The sequence below is a fragment of the Actinomyces lilanjuaniae genome (assembly GCF_003606385.1).
GTDB classification, from domain to species: Bacteria; Actinomycetota; Actinomycetes; order Actinomycetales; family Actinomycetaceae; genus Actinomyces; species Actinomyces lilanjuaniae.
This window is the reverse complement of the sequence record NZ_CP032514.1, coordinates 2203569-2223335: the sequence shown is the minus strand read 5'-3', so window position 1 is coordinate 2223335 and position 19767 is coordinate 2203569. Positions and strand designations below refer to the sequence as shown.

16 protein-coding genes, 3 pseudogenes and 1 riboswitch are annotated in these 19767 nt (G+C 69.3%); of the genes and pseudogenes, 15 read left to right on the top strand and 4 right to left on the bottom strand.

Annotated features, from left to right (window positions below; translation table 11 throughout):
- Position 1: 1 nt before the first annotated feature.
- The 4 genes and pseudogenes from D5R93_RS09535 to D5R93_RS09520 all read left to right on the top strand — a co-directional run bounded on the left by D5R93_RS09535 (position 2) and on the right by D5R93_RS09520 (position 3251).
- Positions 2-899, top strand: a pseudogene (locus D5R93_RS09535) (F0F1 ATP synthase subunit gamma).
- A gap of 97 nt (positions 900-996) precedes the next feature.
- Positions 997-2433, top strand: coding sequence for a F0F1 ATP synthase subunit beta (gene atpD / locus D5R93_RS09530; protein WP_119836518.1), 1437 nt, complete (start codon positions 997-999; stop codon positions 2431-2433).
- A gap of 27 nt (positions 2434-2460) precedes the next feature.
- Positions 2461-2838: a F0F1 ATP synthase subunit delta/epsilon gene (locus D5R93_RS09525; protein ID WP_120204924.1), complete on the top strand. Its 378-nt coding sequence runs from the start codon at positions 2461-2463 to the stop codon at positions 2836-2838.
- Between the two features lie 2 nt (positions 2839-2840).
- A complete protein-coding gene (locus D5R93_RS09520; protein WP_119836516.1) occupies positions 2841-3251 on the top strand; it encodes a DUF2550 family protein in 411 nt (136 codons plus the stop codon).
- 115 nt (positions 3252-3366) lie between these two features.
- Here the strand turns inward: D5R93_RS09520 and D5R93_RS09515 are convergent, their stop codons facing one another.
- Positions 3367-4860 (bottom strand): heparan-alpha-glucosaminide N-acetyltransferase domain-containing protein, encoded by a 1494-nt coding sequence (locus D5R93_RS09515; RefSeq protein ID WP_120204922.1) that lies wholly within the window; start codon positions 4858-4860, stop codon positions 3367-3369.
- 233 nt (positions 4861-5093) lie between these two features.
- Between D5R93_RS09515 and nucS the strand changes: the two genes are divergently transcribed.
- The 4 genes from nucS (at position 5094) to D5R93_RS09495 (ending at position 9415) form a co-directional block, all read left to right on the top strand.
- Complete coding sequence (nucS, locus tag D5R93_RS09510; RefSeq protein WP_119836514.1) at positions 5094-5789, top strand: endonuclease NucS; 696 nt, start codon at positions 5094-5096, stop codon at positions 5787-5789.
- Between the two features lie 6 nt (positions 5790-5795).
- Positions 5796-7097, top strand: coding sequence for a DNA glycosylase AlkZ-like family protein (locus tag D5R93_RS09505; protein ID WP_120204920.1), 1302 nt, complete (start codon positions 5796-5798; stop codon positions 7095-7097).
- Positions 7098-7238: 141 nt separating this feature from the next.
- A complete protein-coding gene (locus D5R93_RS09500) occupies positions 7239-8480 on the top strand; it encodes an N-acetylglucosamine-6-phosphate deacetylase (protein WP_120204918.1) in 1242 nt (413 codons plus the stop codon).
- Between the two features lie 149 nt (positions 8481-8629).
- Positions 8630-9415: an MBL fold metallo-hydrolase gene (locus D5R93_RS09495; RefSeq protein ID WP_120204916.1), complete on the top strand. Its 786-nt coding sequence runs from the start codon at positions 8630-8632 to the stop codon at positions 9413-9415.
- Between the two features lie 20 nt (positions 9416-9435).
- On the opposite strand, the gene D5R93_RS09490 is transcribed toward D5R93_RS09495, so the two are convergent.
- Entirely contained in the window at positions 9436-9963 is a 528-nt protein-coding gene (locus D5R93_RS09490) for a beta-class carbonic anhydrase (protein ID WP_120204914.1), read from the bottom strand.
- Positions 9964-10098: 135 nt separating this feature from the next.
- Here D5R93_RS09490 and D5R93_RS09485 point away from each other — a divergent pair, with 135 nt between their 5' ends.
- Positions 10099-10392 (top strand): FMN-dependent dehydrogenase, encoded by a 294-nt coding sequence (locus tag D5R93_RS09485; RefSeq protein ID WP_162933905.1) that lies wholly within the window; start codon positions 10099-10101, stop codon positions 10390-10392.
- Positions 10393-10491: 99 nt separating this feature from the next.
- Here D5R93_RS09485 and purU read toward each other — a convergent pair.
- Positions 10492-11447 (bottom strand): annotated as a pseudogene (purU, locus tag D5R93_RS09480) (formyltetrahydrofolate deformylase).
- Between the two features lie 86 nt (positions 11448-11533).
- A complete protein-coding gene (locus D5R93_RS09475; protein WP_120204912.1) occupies positions 11534-12352 on the bottom strand; it encodes a hypothetical protein in 819 nt (272 codons plus the stop codon).
- Positions 12353-13199: 847 nt separating this feature from the next.
- Positions 13200-13288: riboswitch (ZMP/ZTP riboswitch) on the top strand.
- Between the two features lie 180 nt (positions 13289-13468).
- On the opposite strand from D5R93_RS09475, the pseudogene glyA reads away from it, so the two are divergent.
- The 6 genes and pseudogenes from glyA (at position 13469) to D5R93_RS09445 (ending at position 19762) form a co-directional block, all read left to right on the top strand.
- Positions 13469-14765, top strand: a pseudogene (gene glyA, locus D5R93_RS09470) (serine hydroxymethyltransferase).
- The gene (locus D5R93_RS09465) at positions 14762-15670 is read left to right on the top strand and encodes a bifunctional methylenetetrahydrofolate dehydrogenase/methenyltetrahydrofolate cyclohydrolase (RefSeq protein ID WP_120204909.1); all 909 of its coding nucleotides are present in this window, start codon (positions 14762-14764) and stop codon (positions 15668-15670) included. Before glyA ends, D5R93_RS09465 begins: the two are co-directional and overlap by 4 nt.
- Before the next feature lie 116 nt (positions 15671-15786).
- A complete protein-coding gene (locus D5R93_RS09460) occupies positions 15787-17118 on the top strand; it encodes a sensor histidine kinase (protein WP_120204907.1) in 1332 nt (443 codons plus the stop codon).
- Positions 17119-17124: 6 nt separating this feature from the next.
- On the top strand, positions 17125-17994 hold the full coding sequence (locus D5R93_RS09455) for a response regulator (protein WP_243106695.1): 870 nt from the start codon (positions 17125-17127) through the stop codon (positions 17992-17994).
- 104 nt (positions 17995-18098) lie between these two features.
- On the top strand, positions 18099-19013 hold the full coding sequence (locus tag D5R93_RS09450; protein ID WP_120204905.1) for an ABC transporter ATP-binding protein: 915 nt from the start codon (positions 18099-18101) through the stop codon (positions 19011-19013).
- On the top strand, positions 19010-19762 hold the full coding sequence (locus tag D5R93_RS09445) for an ABC transporter permease (RefSeq protein WP_120204903.1): 753 nt from the start codon (positions 19010-19012) through the stop codon (positions 19760-19762). The genes D5R93_RS09450 and D5R93_RS09445 overlap by 4 nt, the downstream gene beginning before the upstream one ends.
- Positions 19763-19767 lie beyond the last annotated feature (5 nt).

Sequence of the window (19767 nt, the reverse complement as noted above, 5' to 3'; positions counted from 1 at the left end):
CGTGGCGGGCAACCAGCGCCTCTACAAGCAGCGCATCCGCTCCACCCAGACCCTCCAGAAGGTCTTCAAGGCGATGGAGCTGATCGCCTCGTCCCGGATTGGGCAGGCGCGACGCAATGCCCAGGAGGCCTCGCCCTACGACCACGCCCTGAGTCGGGCTGTAGCGGCCCTGGGCTCCTACGCCCGTCTAGACCACCCCATCACCCGGCCTCGTACCGACACCAACCGGGTTGCCGTCCTCGTGGTCACCTCAGACCGGGGCATGGCGGGGCCTACTCGGCCACGATTCTGCGTGAGAGCGAGCACCTGCTCAACCAGCTTCAGGACGAGGGCAGGCAGCCGGTCCTGTTCACCTTCGGCAGGCGGGCACAGTCCTACTTCTCTTTTCGGGCCGTGATATCGAGTACTCCTGGACGGGGGAGTCTGACCGGCCCAGCGACCCCACCATCAACGAGGTCGCCTCGCTGCTCCTGGAGTACTTCCTCGCCTCGGAGTCGGCCGGGGGCGTGGCCGAGGTCCACATCGTCTTCACCCGCTACGTCTCCATGGTCTCCCAGGTCCCTGAAGTGCGTCGCATGCTGCCGCTGACGGTGGTCGACGTCGACGAGGTGCGGGAGCAGCCGCAGCAGGCACTGCCTCTCTACGAGCTCGAGCCGAGCCCCAACGAGGTGCTGGGTGCCCTCCTGGCCCGCTACGTGACCACCCGTATCCGCAACGCCTTGCTGCAGTCGGCGGCCTCGGAGCTGGCGGCCCGGCAGCAGGCCATGCACACGGCTACGGACAACGCTGAGGAGATCATCACCACGTACACCCGGCTGGCCAACGCGGCCCGCCAGGGGGACATCACCCAGGAGATTACCGAGATCGTCTCCGGGGCTGACGCCCTGGGCTCCGGATGAGGCCCAGGACCTGCGATACTCCAGACCAGGAGGGCTCTGCCAAGCCCCGCGCGCCCTCGGGAAGACCCCAGGAAGACACGGACACGGAAGAACGAACATGGCTGACACCACCACCCCCGGTACGGGACGCATCGTCCGCATCATCGGCGCCGTCGTCGATGTCGAGTTCCCGCCTGAGGCCGTCCCCGCGATGTACAACGCCCTGCACGTAACCGTCCAGGCCACCAGCGAGGGCGAGGAGTCTCACGAGATCACCCTGGAGGTCGCCCAGCACCTGGGTGACAACGTCGTGCGGACCATCTCCCTCAAGCCCACCGACGGCCTGGTGCGTGGCACCGAGGTCCGTGACACGGGTGCGCCGATCTCCGTGCCCGTGGGCGAAGTGACTAAGGGCCGTGTCTTCAACGTCACCGGGGAGGTCCTCAACCTTGCCCCCGGCGAGTCCCTGGAGGTCACCGAGCGCTGGCCTATCCACCGCCAGCCCCCGGCGTTTGACCAGCTGGAGTCCAAGGAGCAGATGTTCGAGACCGGCATCAAGGTCATCGACCTGCTCACTCCCTACGTGCAGGGAGGCAAGATCGGCCTGTTCGGCGGTGCCGGGGTAGGCAAGACCGTCCTCATCCAGGAGATGATCCAGCGCGTGGCCCAGAACCACGGCGGCGTCTCGGTCTTCGCCGGAGTGGGTGAGCGCACCCGTGAGGGTAACGACCTCATCGTGGAGATGGAGGAGGCCGGGGTCTTTGACAAGACTGCCCTGGTCTTCGGCCAGATGGACGAGCCCCCGGGCACGCGTCTGCGGGTGGCGCTGTCCGCTCTGACCATGGCGGAGTACTTCCGCGATGTCCAGAACCAGGACGTCCTGCTGTTCATTGACAACATCTTCCGCTTCACCCAGGCGGGCTCGGAGGTCTCCACGCTGCTGGGCCGCATGCCATCCGCAGTGGGCTACCAGCCCAACCTGGCCGACGAGATGGGCCAGCTCCAGGAGCGGATCACCTCGGCAGGCGGGCACTCCATCACCTCGCTGCAGGCCATCTACGTCCCTGCCGACGACTACACCGACCCTGCTCCGGCCACGACCTTTGCCCACCTGGACGCCACGACCGAGCTCAGTCGGGAGATCGCCTCGCGCGGCATCTACCCTGCGGTGGACCCGTTGGCCTCAACCTCGCGACTGCTCGCTCCCGGCTACGTGGGTACCGAGCACTACGGCGTGGCCACCCGGGTCAAGTCCATCCTGCAGAAGAACAAGGAGCTGCAGGACATTATCGCGATCCTGGGCGTGGACGAGCTGGGCGAGGAGGACAAGGTCACCGTGGCCCGGGCACGGCGCATCGAGCAGTTCCTGTCGCAGAACACCTACATGGCGGAGAAGTTCACCGGTGTGCCTGGCTCCACTGTCCCCCTGGCGGAGACCATTGAGGCCTTCCGGCGAATCTGTGACGGTGACTACGACCACCTGCCGGAGCAGGCCTTCTTCAACATCGGCGGTATCGAGGACCTAGAGCGCCGGGCCGCTGAGCTGCAGGACTGAGCGAGGCACCGGACGGGAGGAGGAGCCATGGCACTGGGGGCGCTGAGCATCGAGGTGGTCTCACCCTCCGGCCACCTGTGGTCTGGCGACGCTGCGCAGCTGTCTGTCCCGTTGGTCGACGGTGAGATGGGCGTCCTGCCGGGGCGGCAGCCGATCCTGGCCGTGATCGGCTCCGGGCTGGTGCGGATCACGACCCACCGAGACAGCGGTGACGACGGTCGGGACAGCAGCCCGGGTGACGCGTCGGGTGACGGTTCGCTGGTACTGATCAGGGTCACGGGCGGTTTCTGCTCGGTGGACCACGACACCGTCACTATCGCCGCAGACGAGGCGACCATGGAGGGGACGGCTGAGGACCGTGCCTCCCGCGCTGGCGGCGGCTCCCCAGAGGAGAACAGGGTCTGAGCATGATGGCGCACACGTGGGCAGTCCTGGCGGTCGCCACCCTGGTCGTCGTGCTGCTGTGTGCTGCTGGCTTCCTGGTGCGCGTGCGCCACCTGGCGGGGCAGGTCGGCTCCTTCGAGTGCGCCTGGCGGGTGAAGGAAGGCACCCGATGGTTCAGCGGGGTGGCATCCTTCCGCAGCGAGTCCCTGGAGTGGTACCGGCTCATGTCCCTGTCCCCGCGTCCCTCACGCTCCTTTGCACGGATCGACCTGGAGGTGGAGGGTGCCCGCCGCCGCCGGGCGCAGGGACGTGTGGTGGAGGTACGCTGTCGTGACGCGCTGGGCAGCTTTGACCTGGCGATGATGGAGGACTCCTATGCGGCACTGGTGGCCTGGGTGGAGGCTGCCGCACCCCAGCAGCCCCGCCTGTTCTGATCAGGTCCTGGCAGCCCTCGCCTGCTGTCTCTTTCCCCCACGCGTTATCCCCCACGCGACTGAGGTGGTTACGCGGGGACGTCAGTCCGGCTAATGGGACGGTCCGGCGCTGCGACTAGTCCCTGGCCCTGGTGGCCCGAACCGAGACCACGTGCACCAGGTGCTCCAACGGACCCCGGGCGAACACCGCGAACCAGGCCATGGCGAACACGCAGGATCCGCCAGCCATGGCCGCCCACAGCAGGTTGGACTCCCCGTAGCGCAGGGTGGTGGACCCCAGCACCCAGAACACTACCAGGTGTCCGCAGTACACGGTCAGGGACATGGACCCGGCAGCAGCCAGAGGGGCGAGGAGGTAGCGGGCACGGCGGGCCACCAGCTGGGCCACGGCGATGACTACCATCGCCACGCCCCCGGAGCCCACGACCTCGAAGGGCGATCCGGAGTGGGGCTCGGTTGTGGCCAGGTATCTCAGGTCTGGCAAGGAGATCGTCGGCTCTGTGGACAGGGCGCCCTTGCTCAGGACGCTACTGTCTGCCGACCCCGGCTCAGGGATCCCAGAGCCTTCAGACCCATCTGGGACGGTGTCCTTCCAGGAGCTCGACCCGGAGGGAAGGCTGCTGCCCGGGTCGTTCACGACCAGGGAGGACGACAGCTCACCAACGGAGAAGCACTCGGCAGGGTCGGCCGGGCTGACAAGGTGGAAGGTCTCCGGAAACTCGGGGTTGACAACCTGCGAGAGCGCCCATCCTGAGCCGTAGCCGATAACTGCGCACAGCAGGCCGGCTCCCGCCAGCCGTCGCAGGTTGACGGTACGGGACCAGTCCAGCCGGGACAGTCCCAGGCCCAGGAAGATGAAGGCCATCCACACCACACCCGGGTAGGTTCCGGTAACAAAGAAGTCCGTGACGGCGTTGTTGCCGTCGCCCATGGACGGCTGGAGGGTGAGCCCCAGCTCCTGGGCGAGGGCCGGTAGACCGACGGAGACGACGCCGCCGGTGAGCGCGCAGGCTCCCGCCAGCAGGAACAGGCGCGAGGGGCGCACACGCAGGAACGGGATCCCCAGCACCAGCCAGGCTGCGTAGAAGCCGAGAATGATCGCTACCGGCGTGCCCAGCCAGGATATGACTGCGGCCAGGACCAGGAGCATGGCGCTGCGCACCATCAGCCGCAGCCGGGTGCGCACCAGGCGCTCACCGCTGTGTGGGTTCCTGCCGCCTGACATGATACCCAGGGAGAACCCGGCGATAGTGGCGAAGAGGATTGAGGAGCGCCCGTGACTCTGGTTGAGCAGGCCCGGTAGCGTGGTCAGCCCGCAGGTGGTGAAGGCTGCGTGCGCCGCCATCATGCCGATGAGCGCCAGTCCGCGGGCGGCGTCCAGCCCGGTAAGACGGTCGGGGCCAGCCGTGCCGGTGAGATAGGCGCCCCGGCGCCGTGGCAGCCGCCAGGAGTAGTACGAGGCGTCGGGTCTGCTGGGCGTGGTCGGTGCCGGGGAGTCGGCGGGCTCAGCCAGGTCTGAGGCACTGGTGGAACCGGGAGCCTGCGGGGTGCCGTCGTCGTCGTGGCTGGGAGGCTCAGGTGCGGGGGGAGTAGGGGGAGCGGCTGTCATGGCGCAAGTTTGCTGTGGCAGCGTCTCGCAGCGCGTCCGTCCCGAGGATGACCCGGCTCGTGCGGACTTCCTCCTCCGGGGCCAGATAGGCGCGGTAGCCTGCGGTCCCGTGTGGCTGGGCACGATCCTGTGCGGCCGTGTCGTGCCGGTAGCGGACGGCCCGACCCGGCTGGTGTCCAGGTCCGGCGCGCGCTGCGCCCGGCTCCGCCTGCCTGAGCCGTTACAGTGTCCGGGTGCGCCTTGTCATCGCCTCCTGCTCCGTGGACTACTCCGGCCGTCTGGACGCCCACCTGCCCCGGGCCAGGCGGCTCCTCATGCTCAAGGCCGACGGGTCGGTCCTCGTCCACTCTGACGGAGGCTCCTACAAGCCCCTGAACTGGATGACAGCCCCTGCTCGTCTCACTGTCACCGACCCTGACCCGCAGGACGCGCTGGACGGCGTCACCCAGGTCTGGCAGGTCCAGGCCACCAAGACTGACGACCGGCTGGTCATCCGCGTCTACGAGGTGCTGTCTGACGTCACCCAGGACCTGGGGACGGACCCGGGCCTGACCAAGGACGGGGTGGAGTCCCACCTCCAGCAGCTGCTGGCCGAGCAGATCGAGCTCCTGGGACCCGGGCACCGGCTGGTGCGCCGGGAGTACCCCACAGCCATTGGCCCGGTAGATCTCCTGGCTAAGGCTCCAGACGGCACCTCCGTGGCCGTGGAGATCAAGCGCGTAGGCGGGATCGACGGGGTCGAGCAGCTGACTCGCTACCTGGAGCTGCTGGAACGTGACCCGCTGCTGTCACCGGTGCACGGAGTGTTCGCCGCGCAGACCATCAGGCCCCAGGCCCGGGTGCTGGCCCAGGACCGGGGGATCCGGTGTGTCGTGCTCGACTACGACGCCATGCGCGGCATGGACGACTCCGCCGCCCGGCTGTTCTGAGACGTCATGCCTGCTGCTCGGCCCGCGGCCGCCCCGCGCGAGATGTCCTACCTGCGCATTGTCGCCCAGGGGTTCGTCCCCGCCACGACCGCCCCGGATGCCGTCGAGGCGGTGCGACGCCTGCTGGCAGTCCAGGGCCAGCAGGTCTCCGCTGTTGCGCACGCTCTGGTCGTGCGTGCCGAGGACGCAGGAGGGCCGGATGTTGACGCGGCCTTTGAGACAGGCAGGCTCGTACGCTCCTGGCCGATGCGCGGCACCGCCCACATCACCACGGCTGCCGACCACCACTGGCTGCGCGTGGCACTGATGCACCGCACCGACGCGTGGACGCGCTCCAGCGAGCAGCGTCTTGGAATCGATGACTCCGTGCTGGCCCGTGCGGCCGACACCGCCCTGGGACTCGTTGCCGAGCGCGGGCCAGTGACGCGGGCCGCGCTTGTCAGTGCCTGGGTGGACGCGGGTCTGATCCCGGCCACAGAGGCTGCTGGCTCCTTGGCTACTGGGGCCGGGCGACGGCGCCACCTGATCGTGCGCCTCCACCGCGAGGGCGTGCTGGCCCAGGGGCCTAGGCGGGGCAACGAGCACCTTGTCGTGGACGCCCGCAGCCTTCCCGGCGCACAGACGGGACCAGGCGGCACGGGAGGCGGCGCCCGCGGAACCGGCGGACACCGGGCCGCGCTGGCGGAGATCGCCCGTAGGTACGCGACCTCCCACGGACCGGTCAGCGCTGCGGACCTCGCCAGATGGACTACGCTGCCGGTTAGGGAATGCCTCCAGGCGCTTGAGGACGCCGTCGAGGTCACCACCGCTGCCGGGTACCAGGTGGACCTGGCGACTGCACGGGTACCTCTTGCCCGGGCGACGGTGAGGGGTGGTCTGCGAGGGGCAGTTGATGTCCTGGGTGCCCAGGGCGTCGTTGGCCGCCAGGGCAGAGCCTCCCAGGACAGCAGCTCCTCGGTGGCGCCGAGCGACCGGGCGCGGGTCCGTTACCTGCGCGCTGACCTGCCAGAGCTCCTGGCCTCCAGCCGTCGTGCTGCCGGGCGGACCTTGTTCCTTCCCTCCTTCGACGAGCTGCACGTGGGGTACAAGGACCGCCTGTGCCTGACTGACGCGGCCGGAGAGGCGCTGATATGTCCGGCATCCAACGGCATGTTCCGCCCTCTGCTGGTGGACCGGGGGCGCCTGGTCGCGGTGCGTCCGGTTAGTGAGGGTCTGTTGTGGCTGGGCGGGCAGGCTCCGTCCGCCCGGCTGGAGCACGATGTGGAACGGGTTGTCGGGCACGTCCAGCGGCGCCTGGCCCAGGTCTAGGTCGGCTGCGCACCGACTGGGGGCTGGCTGCTGCCGGCTGGACGGGCAGGTCGTAGCACCTCGCTGCGCCCAGGCTGGAACGTACGGAAGTGTCACTGCTTCTGCGGGTGCCACACTGGTGCCGTGAGCAACGAGCAAGTGATGACATGCACCCATGTCCTGCGCGGTCGGGTGGTCACGCCGGAGCGGGTCATTGACGACGGGCTCGTGGTTACCGAAGGCAGCCGCATCGCCTGGGTGGGAGAGGCTGACCGAGCCGGAAGCGCAGGTTATGGTCCGGCTCTGGACCAGGCTGTGCCTGCACCGCAGGGAGGCTATCTGCTTCCCGGTCTGGTGGACCTCCACTGTCACGGGGGCGGGGGTGCGTCCTTCCCCGATGCGCAGACGCCGCAGCAGGTCATGGTCGGTGTCATGGAGCACCGTCGCCACGGCACCACCTCGCTCGTAGCCTCCTGCGTTACGGCGGCTCCTGAGGTCCTGCGTCACCGGACTCGGCTCCTCGCCCGCCTGTGCGAGGACGGTGAGCTGGCCGGCATCCACTACGAGGGGCCCTTCCTGTCGTCACGGCGCTGTGGGGCCCAGGACCCGGCCTTCCTCACCGAGCCTGACGCGGACCTGGTCCGTGAGCTCGCCCGCCTGGCCTGTGGCCATGTGGCAACCATGACCGTGGCCCCGGAGAAGCCTGGTGTCACGGGGACCGCAGGGGTCAATGCTGCCCTTGTCAGCGCGGGGGCGCTGCCTTCCTACGGGCACACCGATGCTGACGGTGATGCGGTGCGGGCTGCTGTGGCCGACGCGGTCGACCGGATCTCCTCCCGCCGGGCCGCAGGTCTGCCGGTCCGCTCCCGGCGCCCCACGGTCACCCACCTGTTCAACGCGATGCCTCCTGTCCACCACCGCCACCCGGGTCCCGTTCCTGCCTTCCTGGCTGCGGCTCGACGTGGGGAGGTCGTCCTGGAGCTGGTTGCCGACGGAGTGCACCTGTCTGCTGAGCTGGTCACCGAGCTCTTTGAGGTCCTGGGACGTGAGAGCCTCGTGCTCGTTACTGATGCCATGGCGGCTGCGGGTATGGCGGACGGGAGCTATGCGCTCGGCCCGGCTGCCGTCACGGTGTCCGGCGGGATTGCCCGGGTCACGGGTAGCAGCACCATCGCCGGGGGAACTGCCCATCTCATCGACGTCGTGCGCACCACCTGGCGCGGGGGCGTGGATCTGACGGACGCCGTATACGCCGCCAGCCTCCAGGGGGCGCGGGTCCTGGGAGACCCGGAAGTCGGGGCGCTGGTGGCGGGTCTGCGGGCTGACGTCGTGGTCACGGACACCGCGCTGCGCCCTGTCCGGGTGATCAGGCGCGGTCGGGAGGTGCCCGGGTGCGCCGGTTAGCACCAAGTGCCGTATCGCTGTTCAGCCAGTCTTTTCCACTCTGCTGGCCCGGCCCTGGGCCGTGCCGTCTACCGCTATGACTCGCGGTACCGACGTGACATGCGGGTGTGTCGCGCTTGTGTCACCGAGTTGGAATGTAGGGTGTCGATATGGAATTTCTTCACATTCGCAATGCCACGGCCAGGCTGACCTACAGCGGGCAGGTATTTCTTATTGACCCGATGCTGTCGCCCAAGGGTTCCCTCGACCCCTTCCCGTCGCTTCGAGGCAGTGAGCGCAATCCGCTCCAGGATCTCCCCCTTCCAGCCAAGGAGGTCGTGCGTGGTATCGATGCGACTATTGTCACGCATACACACATAGACCATTGGGACCAGGAGGCAGCTCACTTTGTTCCCAAGGAGATACCGGTGTTTGTCCAGAATGAGTACGACGCCGACACCATCTCCTCCGCAGGCTTTACCGACGTTCGGGTCCTGGAGGGGACGGCGCGTCTGGGCCAGGTGGTCCTAGCCAGCGTCGCGGGTCAGCACTACGACACTCCTGAGCTGGTGCAGCCGATGATCGAGCGCACCGGCAGCGCGGACACGATGGGGGTGGTCCTCAGCGCGGAGGGGGAGCCGACTCTCTACCTCACTGGTGACACCGTCTGGTTCGCCGGGCTGGAGAAGGCCCTGGACGTCTTTGCTCCCGACGTCGTGATAGCTAACGCTGGGGGCAACAGCATCCCCGGGGGGCGGCTGGTCCTGGACGACGCGGAGGTGGCCCAGATCCACCGAGCGGCGCCTGAGGCCAGGATCGTGGCTGTCCACATGGAGGCCCTCAACCACTGGGGCACCTCCAAGGAGCGCCTGCGCCAGACTGCTGCCGAGCAGGGTTTCGAGGGAAGCCTCCTCATCCCTGACGACGGCCAGTCCCTGGTGCTGCACACGCGTTGACAGCCGCTGCCAGCGGTGGCCTAGCGCTGCACCTCCGTCAGTCTCCCGGTGGCGACGTCGTAGACAAAGCCTCGCGCGCTCGCCCCGCCAGGCACGTGCGGGTCGGCAGTCAGCCCGGCCAGGGCCTGGCGCACGTCCTGGGCAGCGTCGGTGAAGCCTCCGGGCCGCCAGGGAGGGCGATGGCCAGTCTCCCGCTCCAGGGAGTCGGTGAAGGTCTCGTCGTCCAGGCGGGACATGCCGCAGTCGGTGTGGTGGATGAGCAGAATCTCCTGGACCCCCAGCGCGTGCTGGGCGATGGCCAGGGAGCGGCGCACGTCCTCGGTGAGGATACCTCCGGCGTTGCGGATGACGTAGGCGTCTCCGGCCTGCAGCCCCAGCAGTGACATGACGTCCAGGCGCCGGTCCATGCAGGCGACGACGGCCAGGGTGGCGTGCTCTCCTCGTGCGGGGACAAAGTCCGCGGCGTAGTGGCGGGCCGCCTCAAGCGCTGTGGCAGCTGTGGGAGCGGAAGGGGCGGCGTCAGGGTTGGTGGGGGACTGGGACGACATGGGCGCTCCTTGGGTCTGGTCGTGCTGGCTCCCGGCTGGGGCGCTGGTCACGACGGTGCTGGAGCCACTGACACTACCGGTCACGCCTGCTGGCGGGAGCGGTGACTCCTCAGACTTCTGTCTAGGCTTGCCGCCGTGCCCTCCTACCGCACCGTGCTCACTGTGACTACTCTGCATCCCGGCCGGGTGCCCTGCGATGTCGAGGAGGCCGCCCGTGCTGCGGTCACCATCTCGACCGCGCTGGAGGCCTTCCAGGTCGACGTCGTGAGTGGTGAGCCCCGCGTCACCATTCGCTTCACTGGGACCGACGACGTCGATGCCCGCCGCACCCACCGCCGCGTGGTAGCCGAGGTGCGCGGTGTTGCGGATGTCTCCCGGCAGCTGCTCGCTAAGGTCGTTGCTGGTCGCAGCGTGCCGACGCAGGTGTGAGGCCGCAGGTGTGAGGCGTGGCTGCTCCAACTCCACGACGATCTGCCGTGCGAGAGGTCCTGCCCGGCCGGGTCCTGGACCGGGGCTCAGGCCATGATCTCAGGCGAAGACGACGGTGCGGTGCCCGTTGAGGAGCACCCGGTGCTCGGCGTGCCAGCGCACGGCCTGGGCCAGCACCCGCCGCTCGACGTCCTGGCCCTTGGAGCGTAGCGCCTCCACGGAGTCCTCGTGGCTGGCCCGGGTGACGTCCTGCTCGATGATGGGTCCCTCGTCGAGGTCGGCTGTCACGTAGTGGGCGGTGGCGCCGATGAGCTTGACCCCGCGCTCGTGGGCCTGCCGGTAGGGGTTGGCCCCTTGAAGCTGGGCAGGAAGGAGTGGTGGATGTTGATGACCCCGCCGTGGAGGCGCTCACACAGGGTAGGGGAGAGGATCTGCATGTAACGGGCCAGGACTACCAGCTCCACGCCCAGGGAGTCCACCAGGCCCAGCAGCTCGGCCTCAGCCGCCTCCTTGGTGTCCTTGGTGACCGGGATGTGGTGGAAGGGGACGTCGTAGAACTGCGCGACGTCGCGCAGCGTCTCGTGGTTGCCCACGACCCCGGCTACCTCGACGGGCAGGCCCTGGCTGCGGGCGCGGAAGAGAAGGTCGGTCAGGCAGTGGCCCTCCTTGGAGACCATGATGAGGGTGCGTACCCGGCGGCCGACCTCATCCAGGGTCCAGGTCATGGAGTAGGTGCGGGCCAGCTCGTCGAGGTCCTTCTCCAGCTCGGTGCGAGGCACGGTGGTCATGACCTGGACGCGCATGAAGAACAGGCCCGTGCGCTCGTCCCCGAACTGCTTGGACTCGGTGATGTTGCCCCCACGGCGTGCCAGGGCGCCGGTGACCGCGTGGACGATGCCGGGCCGGTCCGGGCAGGACAGGGACAGGACCAGGTGCTGGGCGTGCGCGCCGTCTGCCGCTGCCGGGGAGGGCTCCGGAGCCTGGGCGCCCGAGGAGCCGCCCGGAGTGCCTGGGCGGCTCTGGGTGCCCAGGCTCGTCGGGGAGCCCGGGGACATCGGGGTGCCTGGTGAGCCTGGGGTGCTCGTCGGGGTGGTCATGGGGCGAGGGTAGCCTGCCCCGGTGAGGGAGGGTAGCCGTGGCGCTAGCCGACTGACCCCGTTGAGGGCGGTACCACGGTGATGGGAATCTCGACCGAGCGCATGGACGCCGAGCCTCGCAGGACCAGGACGTGGTCGCCGGGTGCGAGATCCTCCGGCAGGGTTGCTGTCACGGAGAAGGGGTCCCTGCCGTGAAAGGGACGAGTCGGCCAGATCTCCTTCTGCCCTCCGATCCAGGTGTCGGAGTCGTCGACAGTGACGTCGATGTCCTCCTTCTCCAGGACCCCGTTCAGGAACCCGTTGCCGACGATGGTCACTGTCTGTCCTGGCTGCACGGCGGAGGCGTCCTCAACGAGCTCGGCCTCCACCGGGGTCGCTGCGGAGCACTCGTCACCGAGCTCGTCGGAGTAGGTCAGGGAGTGGCGCGCACCGGTGTCAATCCCGTTGATCAGTACCTCGAAGAAGATGTTGTCGGTGAAGGTGCGCCGGGGGCGCCCCGTGATGGTCCAGGTGTGGACAGTGGTCGTGTCCTCCTGGGTGTCCCAGACGATGGAGTCGAGCATTGTCTGGTTGTCCCAGACCTGCAGCTCGTAGGTGTAGCTGCCGGTCGTGGTGACCGGCAGCGTCACCTCGCAGCCGTCAAGAGTGACCTCGCCCATCGTGGCGCTCAGCCCCTCTGGTTGAGGCTCGAGGACTCGTACCTCTACCGGGGCGTAGGTGACCGGGGCGCCGTCGCCCTGGCAGGTCACCTCATAGGTGTAGGTCCCCGGCTGGTCCGGGGCGTTGACCCAGGCCCACCAGTAGTGCGTTTCGGGCATGGGCTCGAAGGAGTCGGCCTCCCGGCCGTCTACCGTGATGCTCACCTGGGATGCTCACCTGGACGTCCTCCCCGCCTCGCCATGCTGTGGAAGGTCCTCCCCGGCGAGAGCCTCCCCTTGTTGCCGGGGGCGGGTGAAGGACGGCTGCGGCATGCCTCCGGCGGGGCTGACCTCTCCAGGCGGCGTTGCCTCTGTGTGTTCCGGGGGCGGGGCGGGAGTCCAGGGCCGCAGCGCAAGGGCTGGTGCGACTGTTATGCCGCCAGTTTATTGAGGATAGGGAGGTGCGACTTCGCTAAGGCGCGCTTCTGGGCTGCCGGGGCTGTGGGAGGTGTCAGGCGTGGTGCTGGGTATACCTGTTGTCGGTAGGTCAGGTGGGCTGGAATGGTGCGAGCCTGTGTGACGTGGATTCTGGCTGGGTGGATCGTGCAGCGCTGGACTGGAGTGGTGCGAGCCTGGCTCGTACGCGTAGGTTCACCTTGGCTGGTGCAGCTCCAGCCACCGGCGCCCTGACCGTGGGGGGCCGCTGTGGGGGGGGTCACCTTGGCTGGCGCGGCTCCAGTCCTGGTTGACGTTTTTGTCTCAGCGTGACTTGTGCGAGCCCATCTCGCACGGTTCCTGCTGCGATGGCGCTGCTGATAGGACAACCCCTGCCTCCGTGCTCTGCTCGGTGGTGTCTGGTCCTGGCGGGCCTGGCGGCTTGGAAGGCGGAGAAGGCAGCACGGAAGGCCGCCCGGCCTGGCTCGGTGCGGGCTGAGGCTGGTGCGCTTGAGCTGTAGGCGGCGCTGGGCATAGCAGGCGACGACCTGGGGGAGTGGCTCGGGCCGGTGTGAGGGCTGGTGGAGGGGTGGCGAGGGGTCGCGCCCGACGAACGTGCGGTCACGATGCGGTAGGCTGCGTCCGTCGCGACTGGCGCCGGGTGGAGGACCACCGGGGAGCGGCACGAGGATCGAGACCACGGGGTCGCCCGCCTGGGCCACGGGTCACCCGCTCACGCGTCGGCTGAGCCGCGCGTCCCACCACGGAGGAGACCACATGACCGCTGAAGTTCCCTCTGCTCCTAGCGCAGCCGCTGAGACTCCCGAGGCCCAGGCCGTCCCCGCTGGAGCCCGCGCCGTGGGAGCCACCACCACAGGGTTCCCTGACGCCCCCGCGCAGCCCAGCCTGCTCAGCCAGCCCCTGGCGCAGCTGGACCCGCAGATCGCTGCCACCCTGGCCGGGGAGTTGGACCGCCAGCGCTCCACCCTGGAGATGATCGCCTCGGAGAACTTTGTGCCCCGGGCCGTCCTGGAGTGCCAGGGCTCGGTGCTGACCAACAAGTACGCGGAGGGCTATCCGGGCGGCGCTACTACGGGGGCTGCGAGGTCGTCGACGTCGCGGAGTCCCTGGCCATCGAGAGGGCCAAGGCTGTCTTCGGGCCGAGTGGGCCAACGTCCAGCCCCACTCCGGCGCCCAGGCCAATGCCGCTGTCCTGCACGCCCTGGCCGCTCCCGGTGACACGCTCCTGGGGCTGTCCCTGGCCCACGGCGGCCACCTCACCCACGGGATGAGGATCAACTTCTCCGGCAAGAACTACCATGCCACCGCCTACGGCGTGGACCAGGCCACTCACCGCATCGAGATGGACCAGGTGCGCCAGGCCGCCCTGCGCGAGCGCCCCCGGGTGATCATCGCCGGGTGGTCGGCCTACCCCCGCCACCTGGACTTCCAGGCCTTCCGTGAGGTCGCCGACGAGGTCGGCGCTGCCCTGTGGGTGGACATGGCTCACTTCGCCGGGCTGGTTGCCGCAGGCCTGCACCCCAGCCCCGTGCCGTGGGCCGATGTCGTGTCCACCACTGTCCACAAGACGCTGGGCGGGCCGCGCTCTGGCCTGCTGCTGTCCAGCCGGGCCGAGCAGTGGGGGCGCAAGCTGGACTCCGCTGTCTTCCCCGGCCAGCAGGGCGGTCCGCTTATGCACGTGGTCGCCGCCAAGGCCGTGGCCATGAAGATCGCCGGGACCCAGGAGTTCGCCGAGCGCCAGGCCCGCACCGTCGAGGGCGCCTCGATCATCGCCGAGCGCCTCCTGGCCGACGACGTCCGCTCCGCCGGCATCACCCTGGTGACCGGGGGCACCGACGTCCACCTGGTCCTGGTGGACCTGCGTGAGTCCTCCCTGGACGGCCAGCAGGCTGAGGACCTTCTGCACGAGGCCGGCATCACCGTCAACCGCAACGCCGTCCCCTTCGACCCCCGGCCCCCGCGCGTGACCTCCGGCCTGCGCATCGGCACCCCCGCCCTAGCCACCAGGGGCTTCGGTGCGGCAGAGTTCACCGAGGTGGCCGACGTCATCGCCACCGCCCTGGTGCGTGGCGCAGCCGGCACCGCAGACGAGGATCTGCTGGGCGCCCTGCGAGGCCGTGTCACGGCCCTGACCGACGCCTTCCCCCTCTACGAGGGGCTGCCTGAGGGGCTGGGCCAGTGAGGGCGCCGTGGCAGGGGCCTGCCCGGGTCCTGGACGGCACGGCGACTGCCGCCCGCATTAAGGCCGAGCTCACCCAGCGGGTCACGGCCCTGGCGCAGCGCGGGGTCACCCCCGGCCTGGGCACCGTCCTGGTGGGGGAGGACCCGGGCTCGGTGCGCTACGTGGCGGGCAAGCACTCCGACTGCGCGGAGGTGGGGATCACCTCCATCCGGGTGGACCTGCCCGCCACTGCCACCCAGGCTGAGGTGGAGGCCGCCGTGGACCGGCTCAACGCGGACCCCGGCTGCACCGGCTACATCGTCCAGCTCCCCCTGCCCGCAGGGATCGACACCAACGCCGTCCTGGAGCGGGTGGACCCGGGCAAGGACGCTGACGGCCTGCACCCCACCAACCTGGGGCGCCTGGTGCTGCGCGCCTCGGAGCCGGTCACCTCCCCGCTGCCGTGCACGCCCCGGGGCTGTATCGAGCTGATGACCCGTCACGGCATCGACCTGGCGGGCAGGAACGTGTGCGTGGTGGGGCGCGGCGTGACCGTGGGGCGCTCCATCGGGCTGCTCCTGGGCCGTAAGGACGTCAACGCCACCGTGGACGTGTGCCACACGGGCACCACGGACCTGGCCAGCCACGTGCGCCGGGCCGACGTCGTCATCTCCGCCGCAGGCAGCCCCGGCATCATCACCGCCGACATGGTGGCTCCCGGGGCGGTGGTCCTGGACGTGGGCGTCTCACGCGTGGTGGACCCGCTCACCGGCAAGGGGCGGATCGCGGGCGACGTGGCCGACGGGGTGGATGAGGTGGCCTCCTGGCTGTCCCCCAACCCCGGCGGCGTGGGTCCCATGACCCGCGCGCTGCTGCTGGCCAACGTCGTGGAGGCTGCTGAGCGGGCTGTGGGCACGGAGGTCTGACGGATCGGTCAGCCACGGCGTGCTGAGCCCGTCCTGATGGCGTGCAGGGAGTCAAGGGGCAGCGTGGACGCCTCGGCTGGGTGAGTGCTGCACGGTGCGCGGGCTAGGCTGACGGTGTGGAGCCGGACCAGCCACCCAGGGATCTTGGGCCGGGAGGCAGCACCGTTGACGCGGCTGCTGCCGCCCTCGGCCTCGCCCTGTGCGTGCTCCTGGGGCTGGCGGGCCAGCCTGACTGGGTGTGGTCGGCCGCGATGGCTGCCACGCTGGGTCTGCGGCGTAGCGCACCAGTCGCCTGTGCCGCCGTGGCGACGGTGGTCTCGGTCGTGCACCTGCTTACCGAGGCGGCGCTGCTGTTCCCGGGCGACGTTGTCCTGCTCGCGGCGGCGTACTCGGTAGCCGCCTACGCTGATGGTCGGCGGCGGCGCGTGGCGCCGGTGCTGGGGCTGGTCGTCGTCGGGGTGCTGGGTGTCAGCCTGCCTGCTCGTGGGGTCGCGCTCACGGAGGGGGCGCTGGTTGCCGGTCTCGTGGCCGCCAGCCTTGTGGCGGCGTGGGCGACGGGACTCCTCCGGCGCCGCACGCTCCACGCGCTGCGCGATGCTGAGCACCGGCGACTGCTGTCTGAGCGCAACGCGCAGGCCCGCTCCCAGCTGGCGGCCTATGAGGAGCGGGAGCGGATCAATGACGAGATGCACGACGTGCTCGCGCACACGCTGACCAGTGTCGTGGTCCAGGCCGAGAGCGGCCGGGCCATTGCTGCCGACAGGGAGGTCGCCGAGCTGTTCGAGACAATATCGCGTGCCAGCAGGTCGGCACTTGGTGAGGTGCGGGCGCTGCTGGCTCCCTCGGACCAGAAGGGTGCCCACCCTGCTCTTCTTGGTCTTGCCCCCGGCCTCGACGACCTTGACGACCTGCTCGCCGGGGTGGAGGCTGCGGGCCAGCACGTGGAGTGCCGCACCAGCGGGACACCCAGCGATCTGGAGCCGGGGCTGTCGCTGGCGGTCTACCGGGTGGTGCAGGAGTCGCTGACCAACGCCCAGCGCCACGGCACGGGGGACGCGGTGCGGCTGACCCTGGACTGGGCCTGCGACCGTCTCAGCGTCACGGTCTCCAACAGCGTCGACAACCCCGTCGGTCCGGGTGCGGACAGCGTGCCGCTCCGCGAGAACCGTGGGCTCGCGGGGATCCGCCGCCGCTGCACCCTCTATGGCGGCAGCCTTCACTACGGCTTTCACCACGGTACCCGCAACGATCCTCACGGTGATCCTCACGGTCACCACCGCACCGACCCCGGCCACCACGACGTCAGCCAATACGACCACCGCGACAGCCACGGCCCGGCGGACACCTTTACCTTGGTGGCTACCTGGCCACTGACGGTAGCGGCGGAGGCCGCGACGGGAGTGTCGGGAGTATCGACAGACGCCCCCGAGGGCAGCGAGAGACGGTGAGTGGTGGTGACTGACCCCGAGCACGCAGGGCGCCGGATCTCCGTCCTCGTCGTTGACGACCAGTCCCTGGTCCGTGACGGGATCAGCCGCATCGTCAGGGCCCAGCCCGACATGTCCGCCGTAGCCAGCGCCAGCGACGGTGCTCAGGCTGTTGACCGCGTGCGAGAGCTGCGGCCCGACGTGGTCCTCATGGATGTGCGCATGCCTGGCCTGGACGGAGTGGAGGCCACGCGCAGGATCACCGCCGAGCAGGCCGACTCCGCTCCCCGCGTCCTGGGCCTGACCTCCTACGACAATGACACCTACGCGATCGGCATGCTCAGGGCCGGGGCCGTTGGGTTCATCCTCAAAGACAGCACGGCGGTCCAGCTCGCCGACGCGATCCGAGCCGCCTGGGACGGGACGTTCACCGCCGCCATGAGCACCACCCAGCGGCTGCTGCGACACCTCACCGAGAACCCAGAGGCACCGGGGGACGCGGGCCGCCCGGGGGCTCCAGGAGCCTCATCGGACACCCGCGCCCTGGAGGCCCTGGACACCCTGACCGCTCGCGAGCGTGACATCCTCGCCCGCGTGGTCGCGGGACGCTCGAACCCTGAGATCGCCCGTGAGCTCTACGTAGCAGAGGTCACTGTCAAGACCCACGTGGGCCACGTGCTCATGAAGCTAGGGGTCCGCGACCGGGTCCAGCTCGTCATCTGGGCCTACCGCCACGGGCTGGCTGACTCACTGACCACCCCCTCCACAGACCAGGGCAGTCTCCCTGCCCCGTCCGGCGGACCCGGTGCCTCCCGGGACGCTGGCAACGGCTCCTTGACCTCTCCGGGATCCGACGTGACCTCTCCGGGATCCGACGTGCCCGGGCAGTCCGGCTGAGACGGTGGTAGGAGCCTCTCCTGCAACCGTATGACGCGGGGATCGGAGCGGTTCCCACCGCAGCACGATGCCTGGGCAACCCCGCTCCTGCGAGCATGACGGGCATGCGTACGGATCAGAAGACGACCGCCGTCGCCACGCGCGGGCTGACCAAGCGGTTCGGGAACCGTACCGCTGTCGAGGCCCTGGATCTGAGGGTCCCTCAGGGTGCCCTCTACGGGTTCCTGGGACCCAACGGGTCCGGGAAGTCGACGACGATGAAGATGCTCCTGGGGCTGACCCGACCCAGCGCCGGAGAGATCGAGGTGCTCGGCCAGCGCCTGACCCCGGCGTCACGAGGAGATCTCCTGCCGATGATCGGGTCCATGATCGAGGCACCCCCCGGCTACGGCCACCTCACCGGCTGGGAGAACATGACGATCGTGCGTGACATGCTCGGGCTGTCCGACTCCCAGCTTGACCGGGCTCTGGCCACGGTGCGCCTGCGCGACCACAGGGACACGCTGGTGCGCCACTACTCCATGGGTATGAAGCAGCGCCTGGGCATCGCCATGGCCCTGGCCCGCGAGCCCTCCCTGCTGATCCTGGACGAGCCCACCAACGGGCTGGACCCGGCCGGGATCGAGGAGGTCCGCAGCCTCCTCGTGGAGCTGGCCCAGACCGGGGTCACGATCATGGTCTCCAGCCACCTCCTTGACGAGATCGACAGGATGGCCACGGTCCTGGGCATCCTCTCCTCCGGGCGGCTCATATTCCAGGGGACCCGCGAGGAGCTCTTTAAGCGTTCCGTCCCGGACCTGGTCATCGAGACACCCCAGCCGGACCGTGCGCGAGCCCTCATCACAGGGGCGGTCCCTGGTCAGGGCGGCGTCACCGTCAGCGGCCTCGACAAGGAGCAGACCGCCGAGGTGGTCAGGCGCCTGGTCGCTGCCGACATCGACGTCTACGGGGTGCGCCGGGTGCAGCAGAGCCTGGAGGACGTCTTCATGGACCTGACCGGTCGAGGTGGGCTGCTATGAGACGTGGCATTATGCTCGAGCTGCGCAAGACACGGCGCCTGCGGACACGCCCCCTGCTGGCCAGCCTGGTTGTTGCCGTGGCCGCGCTCAGCTGCCTGTCCCTGTTCGCCGGCAGTACCCGGGACTCTCTCGACGACCCCCAGGCCCGTCCCTGGGCCGCTCTCCTGCTGACCTACACGTTCATGGCAGCGATGACCTCCCCGCTGCTGACCGCGGTCCTCGCCAGCCGCCAGACCGACATCGAGCACTCCGGGCAGGGGTGGGTGCTTGCTGCCACCGCAGGCCACACCCCCGGCACCCTGTGCCGCGCCAAGCTGGTGACGCTGGCACTCCTCCTGCTGCCTGCGGTCGCGGTGCAGTCAGGTCTTGTCGTCGCTGTCGGCGTGCTCGCCGGTATCCGGGTCCCCCTCGACACCGGCTCCTGGGCGGGCTACACGCTTCTGCTGTACCTCCTTGACGTCGCTTTCTGTGCCCTCCACATCTGGCTCGCGGCGCGGGTGGACAACCAGCTCGTCAGTGTGGGAGTGGGTACGCTCGGCTCCTTCCTGGCTGTGTTCAGCCTTCTCATGCCCTCGGCAGTCAGCAGGCTGATCCCGTGGGGCTACTACGCCGTCATCTCCCACGCCGGGCAGGAGGGCGACCGCGTCTCCTACGTGAGCGCGCCTTACGGATGGGTCGCAGGCTTCCTGGTCCTGGTCGCCGTGGTGTTCACCGTGGTGACCCGACGTCTGGACCGTGTGGAAAGGTAGGGTGC

Coding starts and splice junctions, on each gene's coding strand:
- atpD (WP_119836518.1), top strand. CDS start 997: ATGGCTGACACCACCACCCCCGGTACGGGACGCATCGTCCGCATCATC.
- D5R93_RS09525 (WP_120204924.1), top strand. CDS start 2,461: ATGGCACTGGGGGCGCTGAGCATCGAGGTGGTCTCACCCTCCGGCCAC.
- D5R93_RS09520 (WP_119836516.1), top strand. CDS start 2,841: ATGATGGCGCACACGTGGGCAGTCCTGGCGGTCGCCACCCTGGTCGTC.
- D5R93_RS09515 (WP_120204922.1), bottom strand. CDS start 4,860: ATGACAGCCGCTCCCCCTACTCCCCCCGCACCTGAGCCTCCCAGCCAC.
- D5R93_RS09505 (WP_120204920.1), top strand. CDS start 5,796: ATGCCTGCTGCTCGGCCCGCGGCCGCCCCGCGCGAGATGTCCTACCTG.
- D5R93_RS09500 (WP_120204918.1), top strand. CDS start 7,239: ATGACATGCACCCATGTCCTGCGCGGTCGGGTGGTCACGCCGGAGCGG.
- D5R93_RS09495 (WP_120204916.1), top strand. CDS start 8,630: ATGGAATTTCTTCACATTCGCAATGCCACGGCCAGGCTGACCTACAGC.
- D5R93_RS09490 (WP_120204914.1), bottom strand. CDS start 9,963: ATGTCGTCCCAGTCCCCCACCAACCCTGACGCCGCCCCTTCCGCTCCC.
- D5R93_RS09450 (WP_120204905.1), top strand. CDS start 18,099: ATGCGTACGGATCAGAAGACGACCGCCGTCGCCACGCGCGGGCTGACC.
- D5R93_RS09445 (WP_120204903.1), top strand. CDS start 19,010: ATGAGACGTGGCATTATGCTCGAGCTGCGCAAGACACGGCGCCTGCGG.